Origin of the sequence: Pseudogulbenkiania sp. NH8B, from assembly GCF_000283535.1 — a bacterium.
Classification (GTDB): Bacteria; Pseudomonadota; Gammaproteobacteria; order Burkholderiales; family Chromobacteriaceae; genus Pseudogulbenkiania; species Pseudogulbenkiania ferrooxidans.
Genome location: NC_016002.1, coordinates 2351318 through 2372444, shown reverse-complemented (window position 1 = coordinate 2372444; position 21127 = coordinate 2351318). Strand labels below are relative to the sequence as shown.

18 protein-coding genes are annotated in these 21127 nt (G+C 63.3%); 9 read left to right on the top strand and 9 right to left on the bottom strand.

What is annotated here, in order from left to right:
* Positions 1–11: 11 nt before the first annotated feature.
* Both NH8B_RS10895 and NH8B_RS10890 read right to left on the bottom strand, forming a co-directional pair.
* On the bottom strand, positions 12–785 hold the full coding sequence (locus NH8B_RS10895; RefSeq protein WP_014087340.1) for a slipin family protein: 774 nt from the start codon (positions 783–785) through the stop codon (positions 12–14).
* Between the two features lie 2 nt (positions 786–787).
* Complete coding sequence (locus NH8B_RS10890) at positions 788–2167, bottom strand: NfeD family protein (protein WP_014087339.1); 1380 nt, start codon at positions 2165–2167, stop codon at positions 788–790.
* A gap of 241 nt (positions 2168–2408) precedes the next feature.
* Between NH8B_RS10890 and NH8B_RS10885 the strand changes: the two genes are divergently transcribed.
* Entirely contained in the window at positions 2409–3152 is a 744-nt protein-coding gene (locus NH8B_RS10885; protein WP_014087338.1) for an EAL domain-containing protein, read from the top strand.
* Positions 3153–3159: 7 nt separating this feature from the next.
* On the opposite strand, the gene rmuC is transcribed toward NH8B_RS10885, so the two are convergent.
* The 4 genes from rmuC to tyrS all read right to left on the bottom strand — a co-directional run bounded on the left by rmuC (position 3160) and on the right by tyrS (position 9102).
* Positions 3160–4755, bottom strand: coding sequence for a DNA recombination protein RmuC (rmuC, locus tag NH8B_RS10880; protein WP_014087337.1), 1596 nt, complete (start codon positions 4753–4755; stop codon positions 3160–3162).
* A gap of 291 nt (positions 4756–5046) precedes the next feature.
* A complete protein-coding gene (gene recJ, locus NH8B_RS10875; protein ID WP_014087336.1) occupies positions 5047–6762 on the bottom strand; it encodes a single-stranded-DNA-specific exonuclease RecJ in 1716 nt (571 codons plus the stop codon).
* Positions 6759–7781 (bottom strand): hypothetical protein, encoded by a 1023-nt coding sequence (locus NH8B_RS10870; protein WP_014087335.1) that lies wholly within the window; start codon positions 7779–7781, stop codon positions 6759–6761. Before NH8B_RS10870 ends, recJ begins: the two co-directional genes overlap by 4 nt.
* Before the next feature lie 100 nt (positions 7782–7881).
* Positions 7882–9102: a tyrosine--tRNA ligase gene (tyrS, locus tag NH8B_RS10865; protein ID WP_014087334.1), complete on the bottom strand. Its 1221-nt coding sequence runs from the start codon at positions 9100–9102 to the stop codon at positions 7882–7884.
* Between the two features lie 243 nt (positions 9103–9345).
* Here tyrS and NH8B_RS10860 point away from each other — a divergent pair, with 243 nt between their 5' ends.
* From NH8B_RS10860 to NH8B_RS10840, 5 genes are all read left to right on the top strand, one after another.
* Positions 9346–10683, top strand: a complete 1338-nt coding sequence (locus NH8B_RS10860) for a M23 family metallopeptidase (protein ID WP_014087333.1) — start codon at positions 9346–9348, stop codon at positions 10681–10683.
* The gene (locus NH8B_RS10855) at positions 10683–11780 is read left to right on the top strand and encodes an anhydro-N-acetylmuramic acid kinase (RefSeq protein ID WP_014087332.1); all 1098 of its coding nucleotides are present in this window, start codon (positions 10683–10685) and stop codon (positions 11778–11780) included. Before NH8B_RS10860 ends, NH8B_RS10855 begins: the two co-directional genes overlap by 1 nt.
* A 253-nt stretch (positions 11781–12033) precedes the next feature.
* A complete protein-coding gene (locus NH8B_RS10850) occupies positions 12034–14334 on the top strand; it encodes a DNA translocase FtsK (protein ID WP_014087331.1) in 2301 nt (766 codons plus the stop codon).
* Between the two features lie 90 nt (positions 14335–14424).
* Positions 14425–15513, top strand: coding sequence for a ferrochelatase (gene hemH / locus NH8B_RS10845; RefSeq protein WP_014087330.1), 1089 nt, complete (start codon positions 14425–14427; stop codon positions 15511–15513).
* Between the two features lie 169 nt (positions 15514–15682).
* A complete protein-coding gene (locus NH8B_RS10840; protein WP_014087329.1) occupies positions 15683–16915 on the top strand; it encodes a branched-chain amino acid ABC transporter substrate-binding protein in 1233 nt (410 codons plus the stop codon).
* Positions 16916–16987: 72 nt separating this feature from the next.
* Here NH8B_RS10840 and NH8B_RS10835 read toward each other — a convergent pair whose 3' ends face one another.
* Genes NH8B_RS10835 through NH8B_RS10825 form a run of 3 tightly spaced genes read right to left on the bottom strand, consistent with a single transcriptional unit; the run spans position 16988 to position 18927 of the window.
* Positions 16988–17800, bottom strand: coding sequence for a crotonase/enoyl-CoA hydratase family protein (locus NH8B_RS10835; protein ID WP_014087328.1), 813 nt, complete (start codon positions 17798–17800; stop codon positions 16988–16990).
* Positions 17801–17811: 11 nt separating this feature from the next.
* Entirely contained in the window at positions 17812–18288 is a 477-nt protein-coding gene (locus tag NH8B_RS10830; RefSeq protein WP_232503447.1) for a DUF4442 domain-containing protein, read from the bottom strand.
* 54 nt (positions 18289–18342) lie between these two features.
* Entirely contained in the window at positions 18343–18927 is a 585-nt protein-coding gene (locus NH8B_RS10825) for a TetR/AcrR family transcriptional regulator (protein ID WP_014087326.1), read from the bottom strand.
* Positions 18928–19041: 114 nt separating this feature from the next.
* Between NH8B_RS10825 and dapF the strand changes: the two genes are divergently transcribed.
* Genes dapF through NH8B_RS10810 form a run of 3 tightly spaced genes read left to right on the top strand, consistent with a single transcriptional unit; the run spans position 19042 to position 21118 of the window.
* The gene (gene dapF / locus NH8B_RS10820) at positions 19042–19872 is read left to right on the top strand and encodes a diaminopimelate epimerase (protein WP_014087325.1); all 831 of its coding nucleotides are present in this window, start codon (positions 19042–19044) and stop codon (positions 19870–19872) included.
* Positions 19873–19904: 32 nt separating this feature from the next.
* A complete protein-coding gene (locus NH8B_RS10815; protein ID WP_014087324.1) occupies positions 19905–20549 on the top strand; it encodes a DUF484 family protein in 645 nt (214 codons plus the stop codon).
* On the top strand, positions 20546–21118 hold the full coding sequence (locus NH8B_RS10810) for a hypothetical protein (protein WP_014087323.1): 573 nt from the start codon (positions 20546–20548) through the stop codon (positions 21116–21118). The genes NH8B_RS10815 and NH8B_RS10810 overlap by 4 nt, the downstream gene beginning before the upstream one ends.
* Positions 21119–21127 lie beyond the last annotated feature (9 nt).

The following is a 21127-nucleotide window of genomic DNA, read 5'->3' as shown; positions in this document are numbered from 1 at the left end:
GCGGCTCCTCGTCAGTGTTGCCCGTCGCCCGGCTTGGGAGGCGTGATCCCGAGGCTGGAGAGCAGATCGAGCGGCAGCGGGAAGACGATGGTCGAGCTCTTGTCGCCGGCGATCTGCGTGAGCGTTTGCATGTAGCGCAACTGCATCGCTTGCGGCTGGCGCGCCAGCATCTGCGCCGCTTCCAGGAGTTTCTCCGAGGCCTGCAGCTCGCCTTCGGCGTGAATGACCTTGGCGCGCCGCTCACGCTCGGCTTCGGCTTGGCGCGCAATCGCCCGGACCATGGTTTCGTTCAGGTCGACGTGTTTGATCTCGACGTTGGAGACCTTGATGCCCCAGCTGTCGGTCTGGGCATCGAGCACCTTCTGGATATCCAGATTGAGCCGTTCGCGCTCTGACAGCAGCTCGTCCAGTTCGTGCTTGCCCAGTACGGCACGCAGCGTGGTCTGTGCCAGCTGGCTGGTGGCTTCGTGAAAATTGACGACCTGAATGATCGCCCGCTCCGGATCGACGACCCGGAAATAAACGACCGCGTTCACCTTCACCGACACGTTGTCGTGGGTGATGACGTCCTGCGGCGGCACGTCCATCACCACGGTACGCAAATCCACCCGCACCATCTGCTGCACGCCCGGGATGATCAGAATCAGGCCGGGGCCCTTGACCTTCCAGAAGCGGCCCAGCGTGAACACCACGCCGCGTTCGTATTCGCGCAGGATGCGAAACGACGACGCGATCAGCAACACGATCAGCAGTATGACGCCGCCGCTGCCCAGTCCGAATGCCATGACTACGCTCCTTTCGTGGTTTCGCCGCAAGGCTCCACGCGCATGATCAGGCCGTGGCGGCCGGTCACCCGCACCCGCTGGCCGCGGCGCAGCGGCACCGCGCTCTCGACCCGCCATTGCTCGCCCTTGATGGTGGCCCAGCCCTCGCTCTGCAGGTCGTCGATGATTTCGCCGGTGCTGCCGATCAGCCGCGCCTCGCCGCTCACCACCGGGCGGCGGCGCGCCTTCAGCGCCATGCCCGAGATGAAGAAAATGAACAGGCCAGAGGCCGCGGCGAGCGCCACGATCAGGCCGATCGGCACGCCGAAACCGGGCAGATCGGTATCGATCAGCATCACCCCGCCAATGACGAACATGACGATGCCGCCGATGCCCAGCGCGCCGAAGCTGGGTAGAAAGGCCTCCGCCACCATGCACCCCAGGCCGAGCAGCATCAGCGCCAGTCCGGCGTAGTTCACCGGCAGCATCTGCAGGGCGTACAAGCCCAGCAACAGGCAGGTGGCGCCGACCAGGCCGGGCACGACGAAACCGGGGTTGGAGAACTCGAACAGCAGGCCGTAGATGCCGATCACCATCAGGATCATGGCGACGCTGGGGTCGGCGATGACGCCGAGAAAACGGCTGCGCCAGTCGGGCTGCAGCGTGATCACGGCGGCACCGGCGGTGTGCAGCACCCGCTCGTCCGGTCCGATCCTGACCTTGCGGCCTTGCAGCTTGACCAGCAGATCAGGGACATCGCGTGCCGTCAGGTCGATCACGTTCCGGGCCAGCGCCTCGTCGGCCGACAGGCTGACCGCCTCGCGCACCGCCTGCTCGCCCCAGGCGACGTCGCGGCCGCGCAGTTGCGCCAGGCCGCGGATGTAGGCCGCGGCGTCGTTGATCTGCTTGTGGGTGAGTGTGTCCTGGGTGCTGCCCCCCTGCTCCTGGGCCGCTTCGCTGCTGCTGGATTTGCCGCTCCTGGCGGATGGCTGTTCCGGCTGCGCGCCGGTGATGCCGATCTGGATCGGCGTGGCGGCGCCCACGTTGGTGCCGGGGGCCATGGCGGCGATGTGGCTGGCGTACAGGATGTAGGTGCCGGCGCTGGCGGCGCGCGCGCCGCTGGGAGCGACGAAACTCGCCACCGGCACCGGTGACGCGAGGATGGCCTTGATGATCTGCCGCATCGAGGTGTCGAGCCCGCCCGGAGTGTCCATCTGCAGCACCACCAGTTGCGCCCCTTCTTTCTCGGCGCGGGCCAGGCTGCGCGTGACGTGATCGGCGCCGACCGGGCCGATGGCGCCGGTGAGCGGTATCAGCATGACGGGTGGTTGTGGTGTGGCCGCAGTCGCCCCACCCAGTAACAGTCCGAGCCAGATCATGATGATGTGCCACAGCTTCATCATCGCAGGCGGTCCAATCAATCACGCGACAGTCTAAATCTAGACCATGAATCCGGTGGGCACGGCGAATTGCCGCTCAGCCTGCGCCGCCGCTGTTCAGGCTGGGCGTATCGCCCGGGCCGTCAGCCCCCTGCGCTCAAGCAGGAAGCCCCTCGTCATGGCCGGTTGGCGACAAGGATTGTTGAGCTTTTTGTCATGAAACGGGATAGAATCTCGATAAATAAAACCAATAATTATTCTCATCATGACTTTGCCCATTTCTCATCCTGCCGATCTCTCCGTCGATGTCCTGCTGGACACGATAGAGCACCAGCGCATCGGCACCGAATATCAGGTTCTGGTCGATACGGTTTCGCTGGCCACGGTGGGTCACGAAGCGCTGGCCCGCTTCTACCGACGCGACGGGGCGGCCCTGCCGCCACAGCTGGTGTTCGACGCCTTGCACCACTCTCCTTTTACCCTGTTCCAGGTCGAGCTGTTGGCCAAGCGCTTCCAGATTGCCGCTGCGCCGCCGGAGGGGCTGCTGTTTCTGAACGTCGATCCGGATGCCTTCATGCAGCCGGTCAGCGACGAGTGCCGCCATCCGATGCTGGCGCTGTTCGAATCACCGCAACGGCTGGTGGTGGAAATCATCGAGAATTCCAGCGTGCAAGAGGCACATCTGAGCCAACGCTTGGCCGAGATCCTGAAGGCGCACGGCGTGCGTCTGGCGCTGGATGATATCGGCAGCCCGGAGTCGATGCTGTCGCTGACGCTGTTGGGAGGGGTCGACTATTTCAAGTTCGACCGTTCCTGGCTGTCGCGGCGCGGCGACCCGGCCGGGATGCGACTGCTCAAGGCGCTCTTGGGCTACGCGCGCGAGCTGGGCAAGCAGTGCGTGCTGGAGGGGGTGGAGACGGAGCAGGACCTCGAGCTGGCGCGCGAGCTCGAGGTCGATCTGGTGCAGGGGTTTCTATTCCGGGAGCGGTTCCGGCTGGTGCGTGCCTGACGCCGGCTTACTCCTCGTCGGCTTCGCCGCCAGACTCCAGCGCCAGGTGCGAGGCGAGCTGCTTGTTGGACTTGATGCCGAGCTTGCGCAGTTTCTCGGCGCTGGTGATGAGGTTGCCGCGGCCGACCTGCAGCTTCTTCATCGCGTCGCCGAAGGTGTCACGGGTGGTGTCGAGCTGCTTGCCGAGTTTTTCCATGCTGTCGACAAAGCCGACGAACTTGTCGTACATCGCCCCGCTCTGACGGGCGATTTCCTGGGCGTTCTGGTTCTGGTACTCGTAGCGCCAGATGCTGGCGACGGTGCGCAGCGTGGCCAAGAGCGTGCTCGGGCCGACGATCATGATACGGCGCTCGAACGCCTCGTTGAACAGGCTCATGTCGTGCTGCACCGCCAGCAGGTAGGCCGGTTCGACCGGCACGAACATGAACACGAAATCCAGCGTGTTGAGCTTGTACAGATCCTGATAGCGTTTTTCCGACAGGGTGCGGATGTGGGCGCGGATGGCGGCGATGTGCGCCTTCAGCTCCGCTTCGCGCAGCACGTCGTCGCTGGCGGCGGTGTAGCGTACGTAGGCGTTGAGCGACACCTTGGAATCGACCACCAGCTGCTTGCCTTCCGGCAGGTCGATCACCACGTCCGGCTGGTAGCGGCGGCTGCTGCCATCCTCGGTTTCCACCGTATCGGATACCTGCACGCGGTACTCGCGGTCCTTGTGCAGGCCCGAGGTTTCCAGCACCTTCTCCAGCACCATCTCGCCCCAGGTGCCCTGCGCCTTGCTGTTGGCGCCGGTCAGTGCGTTGGTCAGCGCCACGGCGTCGTGGTTGAGGCGGGTGTTGAGTTCCTGTAGGCGGCGCAGTTCCTGCTCCAACGTCAGGCGCTCTTTCGAATCCTTGTCGTAGGTGTCCTGCACCAGCTTGCCGAAGTTCTGGATGCGCTCGTGCAGCGGCGTCAGCAGCGAGCCCAGGTTTTCCTTGTTCTGCTCGGTGAAGCGGCGCGATTTTTCCTCGAGGATCTCGCTGGCGAGCGCCTTGAACTGGTTGGACAGCGCTTCCTTGGCGTCGTCGAGTAAGGCCAGCTTCTCGCGCGTCTGCTGGCGCTCCTTGTCGAGCGTGGTGATCAGCTCCTGTTCGCGCGCGGTCAGCCGGGTGATGTCTTCGGCCAACCTCGTGGCCTGTTCGCGTTCCTTGATCACCTGCAGCTGCGTGGCTTCCAGTTGACGCCCCTGCTCGGCACGCGCCGCCAGCTGGCTCGCGGTGTCGCGCAGTTCGCGCGTCAGCTGCTCGATGGCGCGCTCGCGTTCGCCCAGCACCTGCTCCAGCTCCGGCACGCGCTGGGCACGGGTGGCATAGCTGGCGATGCGCTGCTGGCTGTCGCCCAGCTGCTGGCGGGCTTCGGCCAACGTCGCGGCCAGGTCGCGCTCGCGCCCTTTCAGTTCGTCGACCTGCATCTGGCAGGCCTTCAGCTGCGCGGCGAGTGCCGCATTGTCGGACAAAGCTTCGCCGCGGCCGCGCTGGTACTCGGCCTGGGCGCGCGATTTTTGTACCGACCACAGTGCGCCGCCGCCCACGATCAGGCCAACCAGCAGTCCGATGATGATTTCCATTGTTTATCAGTGCCTTGTCGAAATGAGTTCAGATAGATTCGTGGATTGTGAGGCGGCGTTTGTATGATGAAAAACGATATGGAATCAGTGGCCTGGGTTGATTCATCAAGCCAGATTATGAGGATGGGTCGAACTCCCCTCCAACGCCGGGCAATCCATCACGCCAATCGATCCACGATTCTTCTTTAACAGCAATGCCTTGCGACGGAATATTCGATTCGATTCGAGCTTTGATGCATCAGATTGAGTCTAGTTATTGTTGCGGTATTTCATCGGCTTGCATGATTTTCTTCAGGCTGACTGTCGGCCGCCCTGCCCGGCCGGCAGCTGCCAGTGGTCGAGGTAAATCTGCAGCTCCTTGCGGTTCTGCCATTCGTTGGCCACCACCTGGTACACCGCCTCGATCTCGTCCGGCAGCCAGTCCACCTGGTTGAAACGCATGGCGTCGAATTCCTGGCCGTCCTTGAACAGCCGCAGCTTGAGGTGCTTGTCGCCGACGATGCGCTGCTGCATCACGTGGAAACGGTCGCAGAAGGTCGGCGGCGGGAAGCCCTGCCCCCACACCTGCGCCGCCAGTTCCTCGGCAAAACCCAGGTGCAGTTCGCGCGGCCCGAGGCTGCCATCGGTCTCCAGCGTGCGCGTCAGCTGCTGCTCGCTCATCCATTCGCGCGCCACGGTTTCGAAGGCCTGGCAGAAGGCGGGGAAATCGGCTTCGGCGATGGTCAGGCCGGCGGCCATGGCGTGGCCGCCGAACTTGCGCAGCAGCCCAGGATGGCGCTTGGACACCAGGTCGAGCGCGTCACGCAGGTGGAAGCCGGGAATCGAGCGTCCGGAGCCCTTGATTTCGCCCTCGTCACCCGGCGCGAACACGATGGACGGGCGATGGAACCGCTCCTTCAGGCGCGAGGCGACGATGCCGACCACGCCCTGGTGCCAGTCGTCGCGGTATAGGGCCAGCGTGTAGCGTTCGGCCGGGTCGATGCTGGCCAGCACTGCCAGCGCCTCGTCCTGCATGCCGTGCTCGATCTGGCGCCGTTCGCGGTTCAGCGCGTCCAACTCCTGCGCCAGCTGCATGGCCTGGCTTTCGGTGGCCGCCAGCAGGCAGGCGATGCCCAGGCTCATGTCGTCGAGCCGGCCGGCGGCGTTCAGGCGCGGACCGAGCGTGAAGCCGAGGTCGAAGGTATTGGCCTTGTGCGCCATGCGCCCGGCGACGCGGAACAGCGCGGCGATGCCCGGCGTCATGCGCCCGGCACGCATGCGGCGCAGGCCGTTCTCTACCAGGATGCGGTTGTTCTGGTCGAGCCGCACCACGTCGGCCACGGTGCCGAGCGCGACGTAGTCAAGCAGCTCACCGAGGTTGGGTTCCGGCTTGTCACCGAACGCCCCGCGCGCGCGCATCTCGGCGCGCAACGCCATCAGCACGTAGAACATCACGCCGACGCCGGCCAGGTTCTTCGACGGAAACGGGCAGCCCGGCTGGTTGGGGTTGACGATCAGTGCGTCCGGCAGGGTGTCGCCCGGCAGGTGGTGGTCGGTGACCAGCACCTCGATGCCGCGCGCCTTGGCGGCCTCTACCCCGGCCACGCTGGCGATGCCGTTATCGACGGTGACGATGATGTCGGGCTGGTGCTGTGCCGCCAACTCGACGATCTCCGGCGTCAGACCGTAGCCGTACTCGAAGCGGTTGGGCACGATGAAGTCGACGATGGCGCCGTGCGCCGCCAATCCCTTCATCGCCACGCTGCAGGCAGTGGCGCCATCGGCATCGTAATCGGCCACGATCAGCAGTCGCTCGCGCCGGGCGATGGCGTCGGCCAGTCGGCGCGCCATGGCATCGATGTTCTTGAGCTGCTGGAATGGCAGCAGCGCCTTCAGGCTGCAGTCGAGCTCGGCGGGGCTGGTGATGCCGCGTGCGGCGAACAGGCGTGCCATCAGCGGGCTGATGCCTTGCGCCTGCAGCGTGGCGTGGTGGTCGGGCGGGACGGAGCGGGTCTGGATGCGAGTCATTCGGCGGGATAGAGCGAAGTGAGCGGACGCGCGCGGCGCCAGAATTTCCACAGGTCGGAACGGGTCACGTTGGCCGAAAAACCGGCCGGGCCGTGCGTCGTCAGGGTGAGCTGGCCGATTCGGCCGGACTTGAGAGCGGCCGCCAGCGGCGCGAACCAGTCAGTCTCCAGCTGCATCAGCGTGTCACGCCAGCCCCAGGCGTCGCGGTACTGCGCCGGTGCGAGCAGGCGGTCGAGATGAACCAGCGCGGAGGCCTCCCCTTGCAGGGTCTCGGCCAGTGCGTCAAAGGCAAACGGAACACTGTCGGCGCGCTGCCCGGCCTGTTGCGCCAACCCCTGCCAGGTGGGGTCGTCGCTGAACAGCCGTGTCTCCGGTGCCGTCGGCTGGAGCCCCGCTTCGTCCTCGCCCCACAGCCAGACGCTGTTGACGCTCACCTCGCCCTGCGCCTCGCGCTGATCGTTGGTGGGGTGGGTGTAGAGCAGCATCTGCATCTCGTTGAGCCAGCGGCTCCACATCAGCCCATTGCTGCCGCCCGGCAGGTGCTCGTTGATGTTCTCCCCCACCGCGTCCATCAGCGGGGTGAAGCGGGCGCCGCTGGCAGCGGCCAGCCGAACGTACCAGCGCCCGGGTTGCGGCGCGTAGAAGGTCATGCCGTCCTCGGCGAAGTGCCGGTTCAGGCTTCCGACCAGGGCGTCGGCCTCGTGCTGCGCCAGGTTCATCACCCCGACGTCGGCCAGCAGTGCGCGGTCGCGGTCGATGCGCACGTGCACCGGATCGGCGATCAGCCAGTGGCCGGTGGCGGCGTCCAGACCGGCAGCGAGGGCGTCTTGGCGTGCCGGGGCGAGATGCGAGAGGCCGAAGCTCTGGGCGGTCAGTGCCGACAGGGGGCCAGGCGCGGCGTCGATCCGGGCGCGGCCGAGCAAGGTCGCCAGCGCCGGCAGTGCCAGTCCCTTGAGTACCTCGGCGCCGTCGTGGGCGTCGAGCCAGCTCAAGCCAGGGACGATCAGGGTCAGTTTCATCGAGCGGAATCCAGGTGGGAATGACGACGCCGCGCAGGGGCGCGGCGTCGGAGCGAAAGGTTGGCCGAAATCTTCTACCAACCAGTGGCCATCGCGTGGTTTAGGCCAGCGTTACGCGGGCGAACTTCCGTTTGCCCACCTGCAGCACCACGGTCACCCCGCGGTCCAGTTGCAGGCCCTTGTCTTCCACCTTCTCGCCGTCGACCTTGACGCCGCCCTGCTGGATCATGCGCAGCGCTTCCGAGGTCGATGCGACCAGTTGCGCCTCTTTCAGCACGTTGCCGATCGCCATCGCCGCGCCGTCGAGGGTCACGGTCACTTCCGGTAGGTCGTCGGGGATGGCGTTCTTCTGGAAGCGCGCCTCGAAGTCGGCCAGCGCATCGATTGCCGCCTGCTCGCTGTGGAAGCGCGCCACCAGTTCCTGCGCCAGCAGCACCTTGATGTCGCGCGGGTTGCGGCCCTCGGCCACTTCCTGCTTGAACTGGGCGATCTCGTTCAGCGGGCGGAACGAGACCAGCTCGTAGTAGCGCCACATCAGCGTGTCGGAGATTGACATCACCTTGCCGAAGATCTCGCTGGCCGGCTCGGCGATGCCGATGTAGTTGCCGAGCGACTTGGACATCTTGTTGATGCCGTCCAGACCCTCCAGCAGCGGCATCATGATCACGCACTGCGGCTTCTGGCCGTGCTGCTGCTGCAGCGTACGACCCATCAGCAAGTTGAATTTCTGGTCGGTACCGCCCAGTTCTATGTCGGCCTGCATCGCCACCGAGTCGTAGCCCTGCATCAGCGGGTACATGAACTCGTGGATCGCAATCGGCTGGTTGCCGTGGAAGCGCTTGTGGAAGTCGTCGCGCTCCAGCATGCGGGCCACGGTCGAGCCGGCCGCCAGGCGCAGCATGCCGGCGGCGCCCAGCTCGCCCAGCCACTTGGAGTTGAAGCAGATTTCGGTCTTGGCCGGGTCGAGAATCTTGTAGACCTGTTCGGCGTAGGTCTTGGCGTTGATCTGGATCTGTTCCGGCGTCAGCGGCGGACGGGTGGTGTTCTTGCCGGACGGGTCGCCGATCATGCCGGTGAAATCGCCGATCAGGAACATGATCCGGTGGCCCAGGTCCTGCAGCTGACGCATCTTGGTCAACACCACGGTGTGGCCCAGATGCAGATCGGGAGCAGTCGGGTCGAAGCCGGCCTTGACGCGCAGCGGGCGGTTTTCCTTCAGTTTCGCGATCAGTTCCGCTTCGATCAGCACCTCTTCGGCGCCGCGCTTGATGACGGCGAGAGCGTCGTCGATGGAAATGTCCGGACGTGCAACGGTGGTCATTCGGTGATCCTTGTTACCTGTAATTTCCGCCGGTTTCTCCACCAGGAAGTTGCGATATGTCCCTGTTTTATCTGGAGATTAGGGTTCACCCGGCGGGGGGCATCTGTTAGTATGCGCGCTTTGCCCCGGAACTCATCGCGTTCGCAGGGGGACCAAGGCGAGGTTGGCCGGAACGGCCCTTCTCGTTGGCATACTGAATTTACGCAAGGCAGGAAACGCTCCCTGCCCAGACTCTAGAGAACAATGGATTATCGCAAACTGCTCAAGTTACCGCAAAGTTGTGTGCATCGCCTGATGAATCACCGCCTGAGCTGGCTCGGCCTGGCCGCTTCCCTGCCCCTGTTCGGCGTGGTGACGGCGTTTGCCGTGGCCGGCAACGGTGATCAGCCCGAACCGCCGCACATCGATGTCGAAACCGTCACCCAGCGCCTGGCCTTGCCCGTCTACACCTCCAGCATCAGCACCACGCCCTACTGGCGTGACGAACAGGTCCAGCGCGGCGACACCCTCGGGCGGCTGCTCAACCGCCTCGGTGTCGGCGACGGCGAAGCCCAGCGCTTCCTCAACTCCAGCCCGCTGTCGAAGAACCTGCTCAAGCTCAAGGACGGCCAGACCCTCTCGGTGCAGACCAACGACGCCGGCGAACTGTTCGGCCTGCGTTTTCTGAACGACGATGAAAACGGCGAGCAAGTCATGGTCGCCATTGAAAAGGCCAATGGCCAATGGCGTGCCAGTGCCGATCCGCTGGAAACCCAGACCATCCAGTCGATGCGCTCGATCGACATCGAATCCGGGGGCGTCGGTGCGGCCCTGTCCCGCGCTGGAGTGCCGCCAGAGATTCGTGCCCAGCTCAATGAAATCTTTACCGACCGCTTCGAGCTCGCCAGCCTGAAACAGGGTGACCGCATCAACCTGGTATTCGAAAGCCTGCTGTTCAACGGCTCGCCGATCGCCAACGGCAACCTGCTGGCAGCCGAGGTCGAGCACGGCGGGCAGAGTTACCGTGCCTACTACTTCGCCCACGATAGCGAATCCGGCGCCTACTACGACGAAAACGGCAATCCGATCAAGAAAGGCTTCAACGAACAGCCGGTGCGCGGTGCTCGCATCAGTTCCGGTTACGGCATGCGCTACCACCCGGTGTTGCACTCGCTGCGCATGCACAAGGGGGTGGACTACGCCGCCGTCACCGGTACGCCGATCGTCGCCCCAGCCGACGGCATCGTCGCCACCGCCGAGACCGAGAACGGCTACGGCAACGTCGTCGTCATTCGTCACAGTGCCAAAATGTCGACGCTATACGGCCACATGAGCCGCTTTGCGCCGGGCATGCATGCCGGCAAAAGCGTCAAGGCGGGCGATCTGATCGGTTATGTCGGTTCCACCGGCCGTTCCACCGGTCCGCACCTGCATTTCGAGGTGCGCATCAACAACGAGGCGGTCGATCCGTCCACCGCCGCGCTGCCGACACCGGGCCTGTCCGCCCAGCAACGCTTGGCCTTCCGCCAAAGCAGCGTTAAGCTTTCTGCCAACCTCAAGCTACTGCGAGAGCTGCCGGTAACGGTAGCCCAACTGGACTGATGACTGAACGCTATATCGGACTGATGTCGGGCACCAGCCTCGACGGTGTCGACGCGGTGCTGGTCACCTTCGACGACGACGGCAACTGCAACGTGACTGTCGATTTCTTCGTGCCCTACCCCGCGCTGGTGCGCGACGCCGTGCTGGCCTTGCAACCGGCCGACGGCAACGAGCTGGACCGTGCGGCGCGTCTGGGCAACACCCTGGCCGGTTTGTACGCCGAAGCCGTGCGAGGCGTGCTGGATACGGGTGGGCTGAGTGCCGCCGACATCACCGCCATCGGTTGTCACGGCCAGACCATCCGCCATGCCCCTCACGCCGGTTACACGCTGCAGATCGGCAACCTCGCTGGTCTGGCCGAAGCCACCGGCATTGACGTCTGTGGCGATTTCCGCAGCCGCGACATCGCGGCGGGCGGACACGGCGCACCGCTGGTGCCCGCCTTCCACGAGGCGCTGTTTGCGCATCCGGAGCAGGCCCACGCCATCGTCAACATCGGCGGCATCAGCAACCTCACCCGGCTCGACCCTGAGCAGCCGGTCATCGGCTTCGACTGTGGTCCAGGGAATATCCTGATGGACGCCTGGTGTCATCGCCATACCGGCGCCCGTTTCGACCAGAGCGGCGGCTGGGCGGCGTCCGGCCAGGTCGACGCCACGCTGTTGGAAAGCCTGCTGGCCGAACCGTTCTTCGCCGCGGAGCCGCCCAAGAGCACCGGCCGGGACCTGTTCGATCTGACCTGGCTGGATGCCCATCTCGCAGGGTCCGAATTGGCTCCGGCCGACGTCCAGGCTACCCTGCTGGAACTGACCGCGGTCAGCATTGCCGACGCCGTCGAGCGCTGGGCGCCTACCGCTTCCTCTGTCTATGTCTGCGGCGGCGGCGCCATGAACGATCGCCTGATGGCAAGGTTGGCCGAAGCCTTGCCGGGACGCCAACTCTCCACCACTGCCGTGCTAGGCTTGCCGGTGCACCAGGTCGAGGCCGCTGCCTTCGCCTGGCTGGCGCGCCAGCTGATCCATCGCGAACCGGGCAATCTGGCTGCCGTAACGGGCGCGCGCGGTCCGCGCGTGCTGGGTGCGATCTATCCGCGCTAGTGTCGAACCCTGCTGTCTGTCACATCATTAGATAGGCAGCCTGCACGCCGCCGCTCCTCCGTCAAACAATGGGGTGGCGGTGGCCCGGGCATCATGCTTCAATGTGCCCGCTGCGTCGTTTCAAATGTCATGACTGTCCGTGCTGCTTGGGCTCGGAGGCATTGACCTGCTCGCCGCAGGCTCAACGCCGCAATACGAATCCACGCCGGCTCGGGCTATAATCTCCCACTGTTATCGCCTTCCCAGAGAAAAAATGCGACTTTTCAAGCGAAAGGCCGTCGTCAAGAATAATTCGACCCCGCTCCCTCCCCGCCTCGTCAGCCTGTTGCGCGAGGCCTGGTGGCTGTTGATGGCGGTGGCCGCGGTATACCTCGTCCTCATCCTTGCCAGCTACTCGCCGCACGACCCATCCTGGTCGCATAGCTCTCCCGATCCTTCGGTACGCAACTACGGCGGCGCCTTCGGCGCCTGGGTCTCAGACCTGATGCTCTACCTGTTTGGGCTGTCCGCCTGGTGGGTGGTGGTGTTCTGTCTGGTGGCCATCAGTTGGGGCTACAAGCGAATAGAAACGCTAGGGCTGCGCCTCAATCCGATGACCGTCGCCGCCATGGCCGGCTTCTTCATGCTGCTTTTGGCCAGCGCCGGGCTGGAAGGCCTGTTCCTGGCCGGCAAGGCACTCCGGCTGCCGCTTGCTGCCGGCGGCATGCTGGGACATTTCCTCGGCAATGCAGCTTCACGCGCCTTTGGCCTCCCAGGCGCCACGTTGCTGCTATCGGTGTCAGGAGCCATCGGCCTGTCCCTGTTTACCGGCCTGTCCTGGCTCGACCTGATGGAGCGGATCGGTGCCGCCATCGAAGAGAACGCTCTCAAGGCGTGGTACGCCTGGCAGGCACGCAAGGATCGCGAAATCGGACGCGAAGTAGCGCAACAACGCGAAAACAAGGTCACCACCGAAAAGAAAAAAGCCGAAGAAAAACCGCCGGTGCGTATCGAGCCGCCGGTGCTTGATATCCCCGTCTCACCCAAGGTGCAAAAACCGGTGCAACAATCGTTGTTCTCTGCACCGGGTGATGGCGAACTGCCGGGCCTGGCACTGCTGGAGCCACCCAAAGAACAGGCCGAACCGGTATCGCAGGAAACGGTCGAGTACACCTCACGCCTGATCGAACGCAAGCTGGCCGACTTCGGCGTCGAAGTAAAGGTCATCGCCGCCTACCCCGGGCCGGTGATCACGCGCTATGAAATCGAACCGGCTGTGGGCGTCAAGGGGGCCCAGATCGTCAACCTGATGAAGGACCTGGCGCGCGCCCTGTCGCTGGTCTCTATCCGCGTGGTGGAGACCATCCCCGGCAAGACCTACATGGGGCTGGAGTTACCCAATCCGAAACGTCAGATCGTGCGCCTGTCGGAGATCATCGGATCGGAAACCTACCAGAACCTCACCTCGCGCCTGACCATGGCGCTGGGTAAGGACATCGCCGGCCAGCCGATCTCGGCAGATCTGGCCAAGATGCCGCACGTGCTGGTGGCGGGCACCACGGGGTCGGGTAAATCGGTCGCCATCAACGCCATGATCCTGTCGCTGCTGTACAAGGCGACCCCGCGTGAAGTGCGCCTGATCATGGTCGATCCGAAAATGCTCGAACTGTCCATCTACGAAGGCATTCCTCATCTGCTGGCGCCCGTGGTCACCGACATGAAGCAGGCCGCCAACGCGCTCAACTGGTGCGTGGCCGAGATGGAAAAGCGCTACAAGCTGATGTCCAAGCTCGGCGTGCGCAACCTCGCCGGCTACAACCAGAAGATCAAGGACGCCGACAAGGCCGGACAGAAAATCTCGAACCCGTTCTCGCTGACGCCCGAAACGCCCGAGCCGCTGGAGACGCTGCCGCTCATCGTCGTGGTCATCGACGAACTGGCCGACCTGATGATGGTCGCCGGCAAGAAGATCGAAGAGCTGATCGCCCGTCTGGCGCAGAAGGCCCGCGCCGCCGGCATTCACCTCATCCTGGCCACCCAGCGCCCGTCGGTGGACGTGATCACCGGCCTGATCAAGGCGAATATCCCGACCCGCATCGCGTTCCAGGTCTCGAGCAAGATCGACTCGCGCACCATCCTCGACCAGATGGGCGCCGAAGCGCTGCTGGGTCAGGGCGACATGCTCTATCTGCCGCCGGGCACCGGTTACCCCCTGCGGGTACACGGCGCCTTCGTTGCCGATGACGAAGTGCATCAGGTAGTGGAGTATCTCAAGACCACTGGCGAGCCCGATTACGTCGAAGGCATCCTCTCCGGCCAGGCCGAAAGCGACGACGGCAGCGGATTCGATGCCGCTGGCGGCGGCGAAGGGGGTGAAGCCGATGCCCTCTACGACGAGGCCGTGGCTATCGTGCTGAAAACCCGCAAGGCGTCGATTTCCTCGGTGCAGCGTCACCTGCGTATCGGCTACAACCGCGCTGCCCGCCTGATCGAACAGATGGAAAGCGCCGGCCTGGTCTCGCCGATGGAAACCAACGGCAACCGCTCCGTGCTGGTCCCCGCGCGGGACGACTGATGCCCCCGGCCTGACGGCAGCCGCTTTACCCGGCTGCCGTTTTTCGGTCCACTGCCTTTTGCGCCTACTGTTACCCCTTAAGGACACGCCATGTCCCGCTACAACAAAGAACCCGCCTTTCAGCACGACTACACTCCCAAGACCGGTGTGCTGCTGCTCAACCTGGGTACGCCGGATGCGCCCACTGGCAAGGCCTTGCGTCCCTATCTCAAGCAGTTCCTGTCCGATCCGCGAGTGGTCGAACTTCCCCGTGCCCTGTGGTGGCTGATTCTCAACGGCATCATCCTCAACACCCGCCCGCGCAAGTCGGCTGAAAAATACGCGGCGATATGGGGCAAGGACGGCTCTCCCCTGCTCACCCACACGCAGCGCCAAACCAAGCTGTTGCGCGGCTACCTGGGTGAGCACGGCTATCGCAACCTGGTGGTCGACTTCGCCATGCGCTACGGCTCCCCTTCCGTGGAACAGGTCATCTCCAGCATGCGCGGCCAAGGGGTGGAGCGTCTCCTGGTCGTGCCGCTCTACCCCCAGTATGCTGCCTCTTCCAGTGCCACCGCGCTCGATGACGTGTTCCGCACCCTGATGAAGTTGCGCAACATGCCCGAGTTGCGTACGGTGCGACATTTTCATGATGATCCCGGCTATATCCGCGCCCTGGCGGAGCAGGTTCGGGCGCACTGGCAGCGGCATGGTCGTGCCGACAAGCTGGTCATGAGTTTTCATGGTGTGCCGCGCTTTACCCTGGACAAGGGCGATCCCTATCACTGCGAGTGTCAAAAGACCGGGCGTTTGCTGGCGGAGGCGCTGGGGCTGGGCAAGGATCAGTACGTTGTCTGTTTCCAGAGCCGTTTCGGCCGGGCTGAATGGCTGAAGCCCTACACCTCGGAGGTGCTGGCCCAGTTGGGAAAAAACCATACTGCTCGGGTCGACGTCATCTGCCCCGGGTTCGTCTCCGATTGCCTGGAAACCCTCGAGGAAATGGCGATGGAAGGCAAGGAAACCTTTCTGACCCATGGTGGCGGCGAATACCGCTATGTCCCCTGTCTTAACGACAGCCCGCAATGGATTGCGGCATTGGCGGGCCTGGTCGAGAAGAACCTTGCCGGGTGGGAGCCATGCACTGCCGAGCCGGCCGAGCAACGGCTGCTGCGCGCCAGGGGTATTGGTGCCACCAAGTAGCCGAGTCCTGCCTGTTTATTTTTGTCGGATTTGTGTCATTCAGTTCGTTGACAGGGTGAAAGTGCCTGCGCATAATCATTCGCAGCTGGAAGCTATTCCAAAAGAATAGACCTGCCGGTAAACATATAGATCGCTAAGTCTACATAGATAAGATCAGGGGAAATCGAACATGAACAAATACGCTCGTCTGAGCCTCATCGCTGCTGCTGCCGTCACGTTGGTTGCTTGCGGCAAGCAAGAACAAAAAGCCGCTGAAGGCGGCGCTTCTGCCCCGCAAGCGGAAGCCAGCGGTCAAGCCGTTGTCAAGATCGGTCAAGTTTCTCCGATGACCGGCCCGATCTCCCATCTGGGCAAAGACAACGAATTCGGCGCACAACTGGCTATCGAAGACCTGAACGCCGAAGGCGTCGAAATCGGCGGCAAGAAAGTCAAGTTCGAACTGGTTTCCGAAGACGACCAAGGCGATCCGAAAATCGGCACCCAGGTTGCTCAGCGCCTGGTCGACGCCGGTGTGGTCGGCGTTGTTGGTCACCTGAACTCCGGCACCACCATCCCGGCCTCCAAAATCTACTCCGATGCTGGCATCCCGCAGATTTCCCCGTCTGCCACCAACCCCGACTACACCAAGCAAGGCTTCAAGACTACCTTCCGCGTTATCGCCAACGATGTGCAGCAAGGCACCGCTCTCGGCCAGTTTGCCGCCGATGGTCTGAAAGCCAAGAAAGTCGCCATCATCGATGACCGTACCGCGTACGGTCAGGGCCTGGCCGACGAATTCGAGAAAGCCGTCAAGGGTAAGGGTGTCAACGTGGTGAAGCGCGAATTCACCACCAACACCGCTACCGACTTCAACGCCATCCTCACCTCGATCAAGGCCACCCAGCCTGACGTGGTATTCTACGGCGGCATGGACGCCCAGGCTGGTCCGCTGGCCAAGCAGATGAAGCGCTTGGGTATCAAGGCCAAACTGATGGGTGGCGATGGCTGGCAGACTCCGGAATTCATCAAGCTGGCCGGCGATGCCTCCGAAGGCCAGCTGGCTTCCAGCTGCGGCGTGCCGCGTGACAAGATGCCGGGCTTTGCCGAATTCGATAAGAAGTTCAAGGCCAAGTTCAACACCGAAGTGCAGATCTACGCTCCGTACGAGTACGATGCCGTTCGCGTTCTGGTCGACTCCATGAAGCGTGCCGGCTCGACCGATCCGAAGAAATACCTGCCTGAAGTGGGCAAGACCAGCTACACCGGCGTAACCGGCAAGATCTCGTTCGACGATAAGGGCGACATCAAGAACGGCGCGGTGACTGTTTACCAGGTCAAGAATGGCAAGTGGGAAGTGGTCTCCACCGTAGGTGGCGAGCCGGTTGCTGCCGCTGCTGCGCCGGCTGCCAGCGCCGCCCAGTAATCGGTCCCTGCAAGTAAAAACGGCGCCTTCGGCGCCGTTTTTTTTTGTGCCTCCCCGATCAAGAAGCCGCACTCAGTTATCGAATACGGCTGGCTGGCCGTGCATGGTAGCGATGGCCGCGCGTTGAATGTCGTCGGATAGCAGCATGGCTGCATTCCAGGTGGCAACATAGTTCAGGCCATCGGCTACCGAATGGTCGCGGCTGTAATTCATGACTTCCTTGCTGCCGCGAATGCTGAGCGGCGACTTCACTGCAATCAGCCGTGCCATCGAGAGTGCCTCGGCTTGCAGGCTGGCCCGATCAGGCAGCACCCGGTTGACCAGGCGAATGGCTCTGGCTTCTTCGGCCTTCACCTCGCGACCGGTCAGGGCCATTTCCCGTGCCACACCTTCACCCACGATGGCGGGCAGTCGCTGCAAGGCGCCGACGTCAGCCACCATGCCGATATCGACTTCCCTGACGCCAAATACGGCGTTAGCGGCCGCCAGACGAATATCGGCAGCCAGTGCGATGTCCAAGCCGCCGCCGAGGCACGCTCCATGAATCGCGGCGATGACCGGCTTGCGGCAGCGTTCCAGACTCGTGACCGCGTCTTGCAGGCGCAGGATGAGGGTGCGGAGTTTCTCGCGCTTTCTTCCTTCGCAGGGGTCCTGTATCGTCTGCTGCACGCCAAGCAACATGGCCAGATCGATACCCGAACAGAAATGCTCCCCTTCGCCGGCAAGAACGATGGCGCGAACGTCCGGCTCGGTATCGCACCACGCCATGGCGGAGCCGAGTTCCTGCCACATGGTTTCGTTCAGCGCGTTGGCCTTGTTGGGGCGGTTGAAGCTGACCTGCGCGACATGGCCGTCGACGCTCAGGGCCAGGGTGTCAAAATCCATGCTCATGCTCTTCACGCCCGTTTCTTGGGCACCCAGGCCCAGATCATTTCACAACGGATCGGCGACTCGCCGGACTCGTCGGTTACCACGACTTCAACCGCGGCATCCCCTTTCTCTTCCTCGTGCATGCGGCGAATCTGGTCGGGCGTGAGGACGGCTGTCGCCTTCATGCTGCCCTGCGAGCGTTTGAGGTAATCCACATGCATGGATTTGAGCAGCATCAGTTTGCTGTCCGGTACGTTCATGCCGACCACGAAGCCGCTGGCGGTTTCGGCCAACAGGGCCATGGCGGCGGCGTGTACGCCCTTGATGTGGTTCTGCACCTTGCGCCGGTTTTGCAGCGAGACGGTCAGCCGATCGTGCCCGACCTCCACGAAACACAGGCCGGCGGTTCCCAGAAACGGAACCAGCCGGCCAAACAGGCGGGTCAAAACGAAGCTGCGTAGCCCCTCGGGTAGCCGGGCGGCCTTGTCAGCGATCCGGCTCATGCTGTTTTTCTTGTACTCCATCGTCTTCCTCGTGTGGGCGGCAATGATCTGCCTTTATGATTTCTCGACCTTCAGCAGGTCGCGAATTTGTTGTTTGATGGTGTCGAGGATGCCTGCATCGATCCGCGCCAGTTGCAGTCCGCCCTGCAGCGCGGCAAACATCACCTCGCCCATGGCCTCCGGAGACCCCGGGTAGGTCATGACCCCCTCGTCCCGGCCGCGCCGGGCGATGGTTTTCGCCCAGTCACGCATCTCGGTAATGAAGGCGCCGGCTTCAAGCTGAATTTCTTCCGGCAGGGTGTGATATTCGGTGGTGAGGATGCCGCTCGGGCAGATTTGCTCGTCCTGATGGAAGTAGGCGTCGGTGAGCTCGAAATAGCCTTCCAGCTGTTGTAGCGGGCCGAGGTTGGCGTGGGCCTCTATGAAACGAGCAAAGCGGCGCCGGTAGCGTTGGACCAGCGCGACACCGAGGTCGGTCTTGCGCGGGAAGTGATAGTGGACGGCGGCGTTACGCACTCCCAGGGCGCTGCTGATGTGCTGGTAGCTGAAGGCGTTGAATCCGCGCGTCAGCAGTAGCTGCTCGGCGATGTCCAGGATGCGTTTCTGGGTGTCTTTTGATGCATTGGATACAGGTTTCATGAAATCACTTTACTTACTGGTTAGTAAGGTGTCAATGCGACATGCCGACATGCTCGGGGATACGGTATGATGCTTTTTATTTGGTACAAAACCCGGCTCACCGGACCAGGAACGATGAAACTGAAATTCAGCAAGATGCATGGCTTGGGCAATGATTTCATGGTGATCGATGGGGTGCGACAGCACGTCGACCTTACCCCGGAGAAGATCAAGGAACTGGGGCATCGCCAGTTCGGCATCGGTTTCGACCAACTGTTGCTGGTGGAACCGTCGGGTTCCAGCGAAAACGATTTCCGTTACCGCATTTTCAATAGTGACGGCAGTGAAGTGGAACAATGTGGCAACGGGGCGCGCTGTTTCGCCCGCTTCGTCGCCGAGCAAGGGTTGAGTGCCAAAGAGGCCATTCGTGTCGAGACCGCCAAGGGGGTGATCGTCCCCCAGTTGCTGGCCGACGGGACGGTAACGGTCGACATGGGGGTGCCCCGCTTCAAGCCGGCGGAGATACCATTTGTCGCCGCTGAGGAGGCGCTGACCTACCCGCTGGATGCGGCCGGCCGGCTATGCGATATTTCCGTGGTCTCGATGGGCAACCCGCATGCCGTTCAGGTCGTTGCCGATGTCGACACCTTTCCGGTGGCGGAGCTCGGCCCGGCGATCGAATTGCACCCGCGCTTCCCGGAGCGGGTCAATGCGGGGTTCATGCAGATCGTGTCGCGCGAGGAGATCCGTCTGCGGGTGTACGAGCGTGGCGCGGGGGAAACCCTCGCCTGCGGTACCGGAGCGTGCGCTGCCGTGGTGGCAGGTATACGCCGTGGCCTGCTCGATCATACCGTCAAGGTGCATACCCGGGGTGGCGATTTGAGTATCCGCTGGGATGGAGTGGGGCTGCCGGTGCTGATGACCGGCCCTGCCGTCACCGTATTTACCGGAGAGATTTCTCTGTAACTCCCGACCCCCGCCTTGTTAAGGATGTATCGATGCTGACGGACCAGGTGCTGAGCTTTCTCGATGACAACCCGGATTTTCTGTTGCAACACGCCAGCCGTTTCGGCCTGCAACCCATCCAGACGACTACCGTAGTGCCGTTCGCCGAGCGCCAGGTGCTCGAGCTGCGCGAGCGTAATCGCCAGATGGAAAGCCGTCTTAGCCAGTTGGTACAGAACGCCGAAAGCAATGATCTGATCGTCAATCGTACCCATCAGCTGGCCTTGGCGCTGTCCCGCTCGCGCGATCTGGAGAGCTTGGTGGGCGCCCTGCTGCAATGTTTCGAGCAGGAGTTCGGGCTGGATCGTTGCGCATTGCGCTTGTGGCACCCGTCTGCCGTGGCGCTGCCGCACATCTACAACGGCCGCCAGGCAATCAAGGTGCTGGCGGGGAACCTGTCCGGCGCGAGCTGTGGACCGTATGCCAACGACCAGGTGCTGAGCTGGTTTCCGCCCGAGCCGACGCTCGAATCCTTCGCCATGATTCCGCTGAAAAACACGGCTGGCGAGGCTTTCGGGCTGCTTGTCCTAGCCAGCAACGACCCCCAGCGCTTTACCGCCGATATGCAGACACACTATCTGTCCCAGATCGGCGAGTTGATCACCGTCTCGCTCGAGCGCCTGCTGGCTGCGGCATGACGGATGGTCTGCTGCAGGATGTCCTGCTGCTTGCGCTGGGTAGTTACATTCTGCACGCCGTGTGGCGGGTGATGCGCAGTGGCAGCGGTATCGCGTGGGCCGTGCTGGTCGCCGGTTACCTGGTCAGCGCATGGTTGAGCAAGGCCGCCCTGCCCTCGCTGGCCGGTGTCGCCTTGTGGCTGCCGTTACTGTATCCCTATGCGTGGATGGCGGTGTCTGCGCTGCTCTGGTTCGCCTGCACCATGACGCCGGGTGTCGAGCCGGCATCCCGTGCGGAAGACCTATCCGAACTGACCGCCTATTTTTACTCGCAGCTCGCGTTTAACCTCGCTGTCGCGCTGCTGTCCGTGGCGTTGCCCTGGCAGTCGTGGTGGCTGTACCTGTTCTTCCCGCCGCTGATGGTTGGCATCGGCTACTTCTGGTACCGGATGCGGCTGTGGCGAGACACCCAGCAGCTGGGCGCGGATGATGTCATGCGCCGAGGTGCCGCCATACTGGCTTGGCTGGTGCCCCTGGCGGTTCTGGCGGTTGCGGTACGGTGGACTCCACTGCTCCTGACCCTGATCTGAAATCCGCCT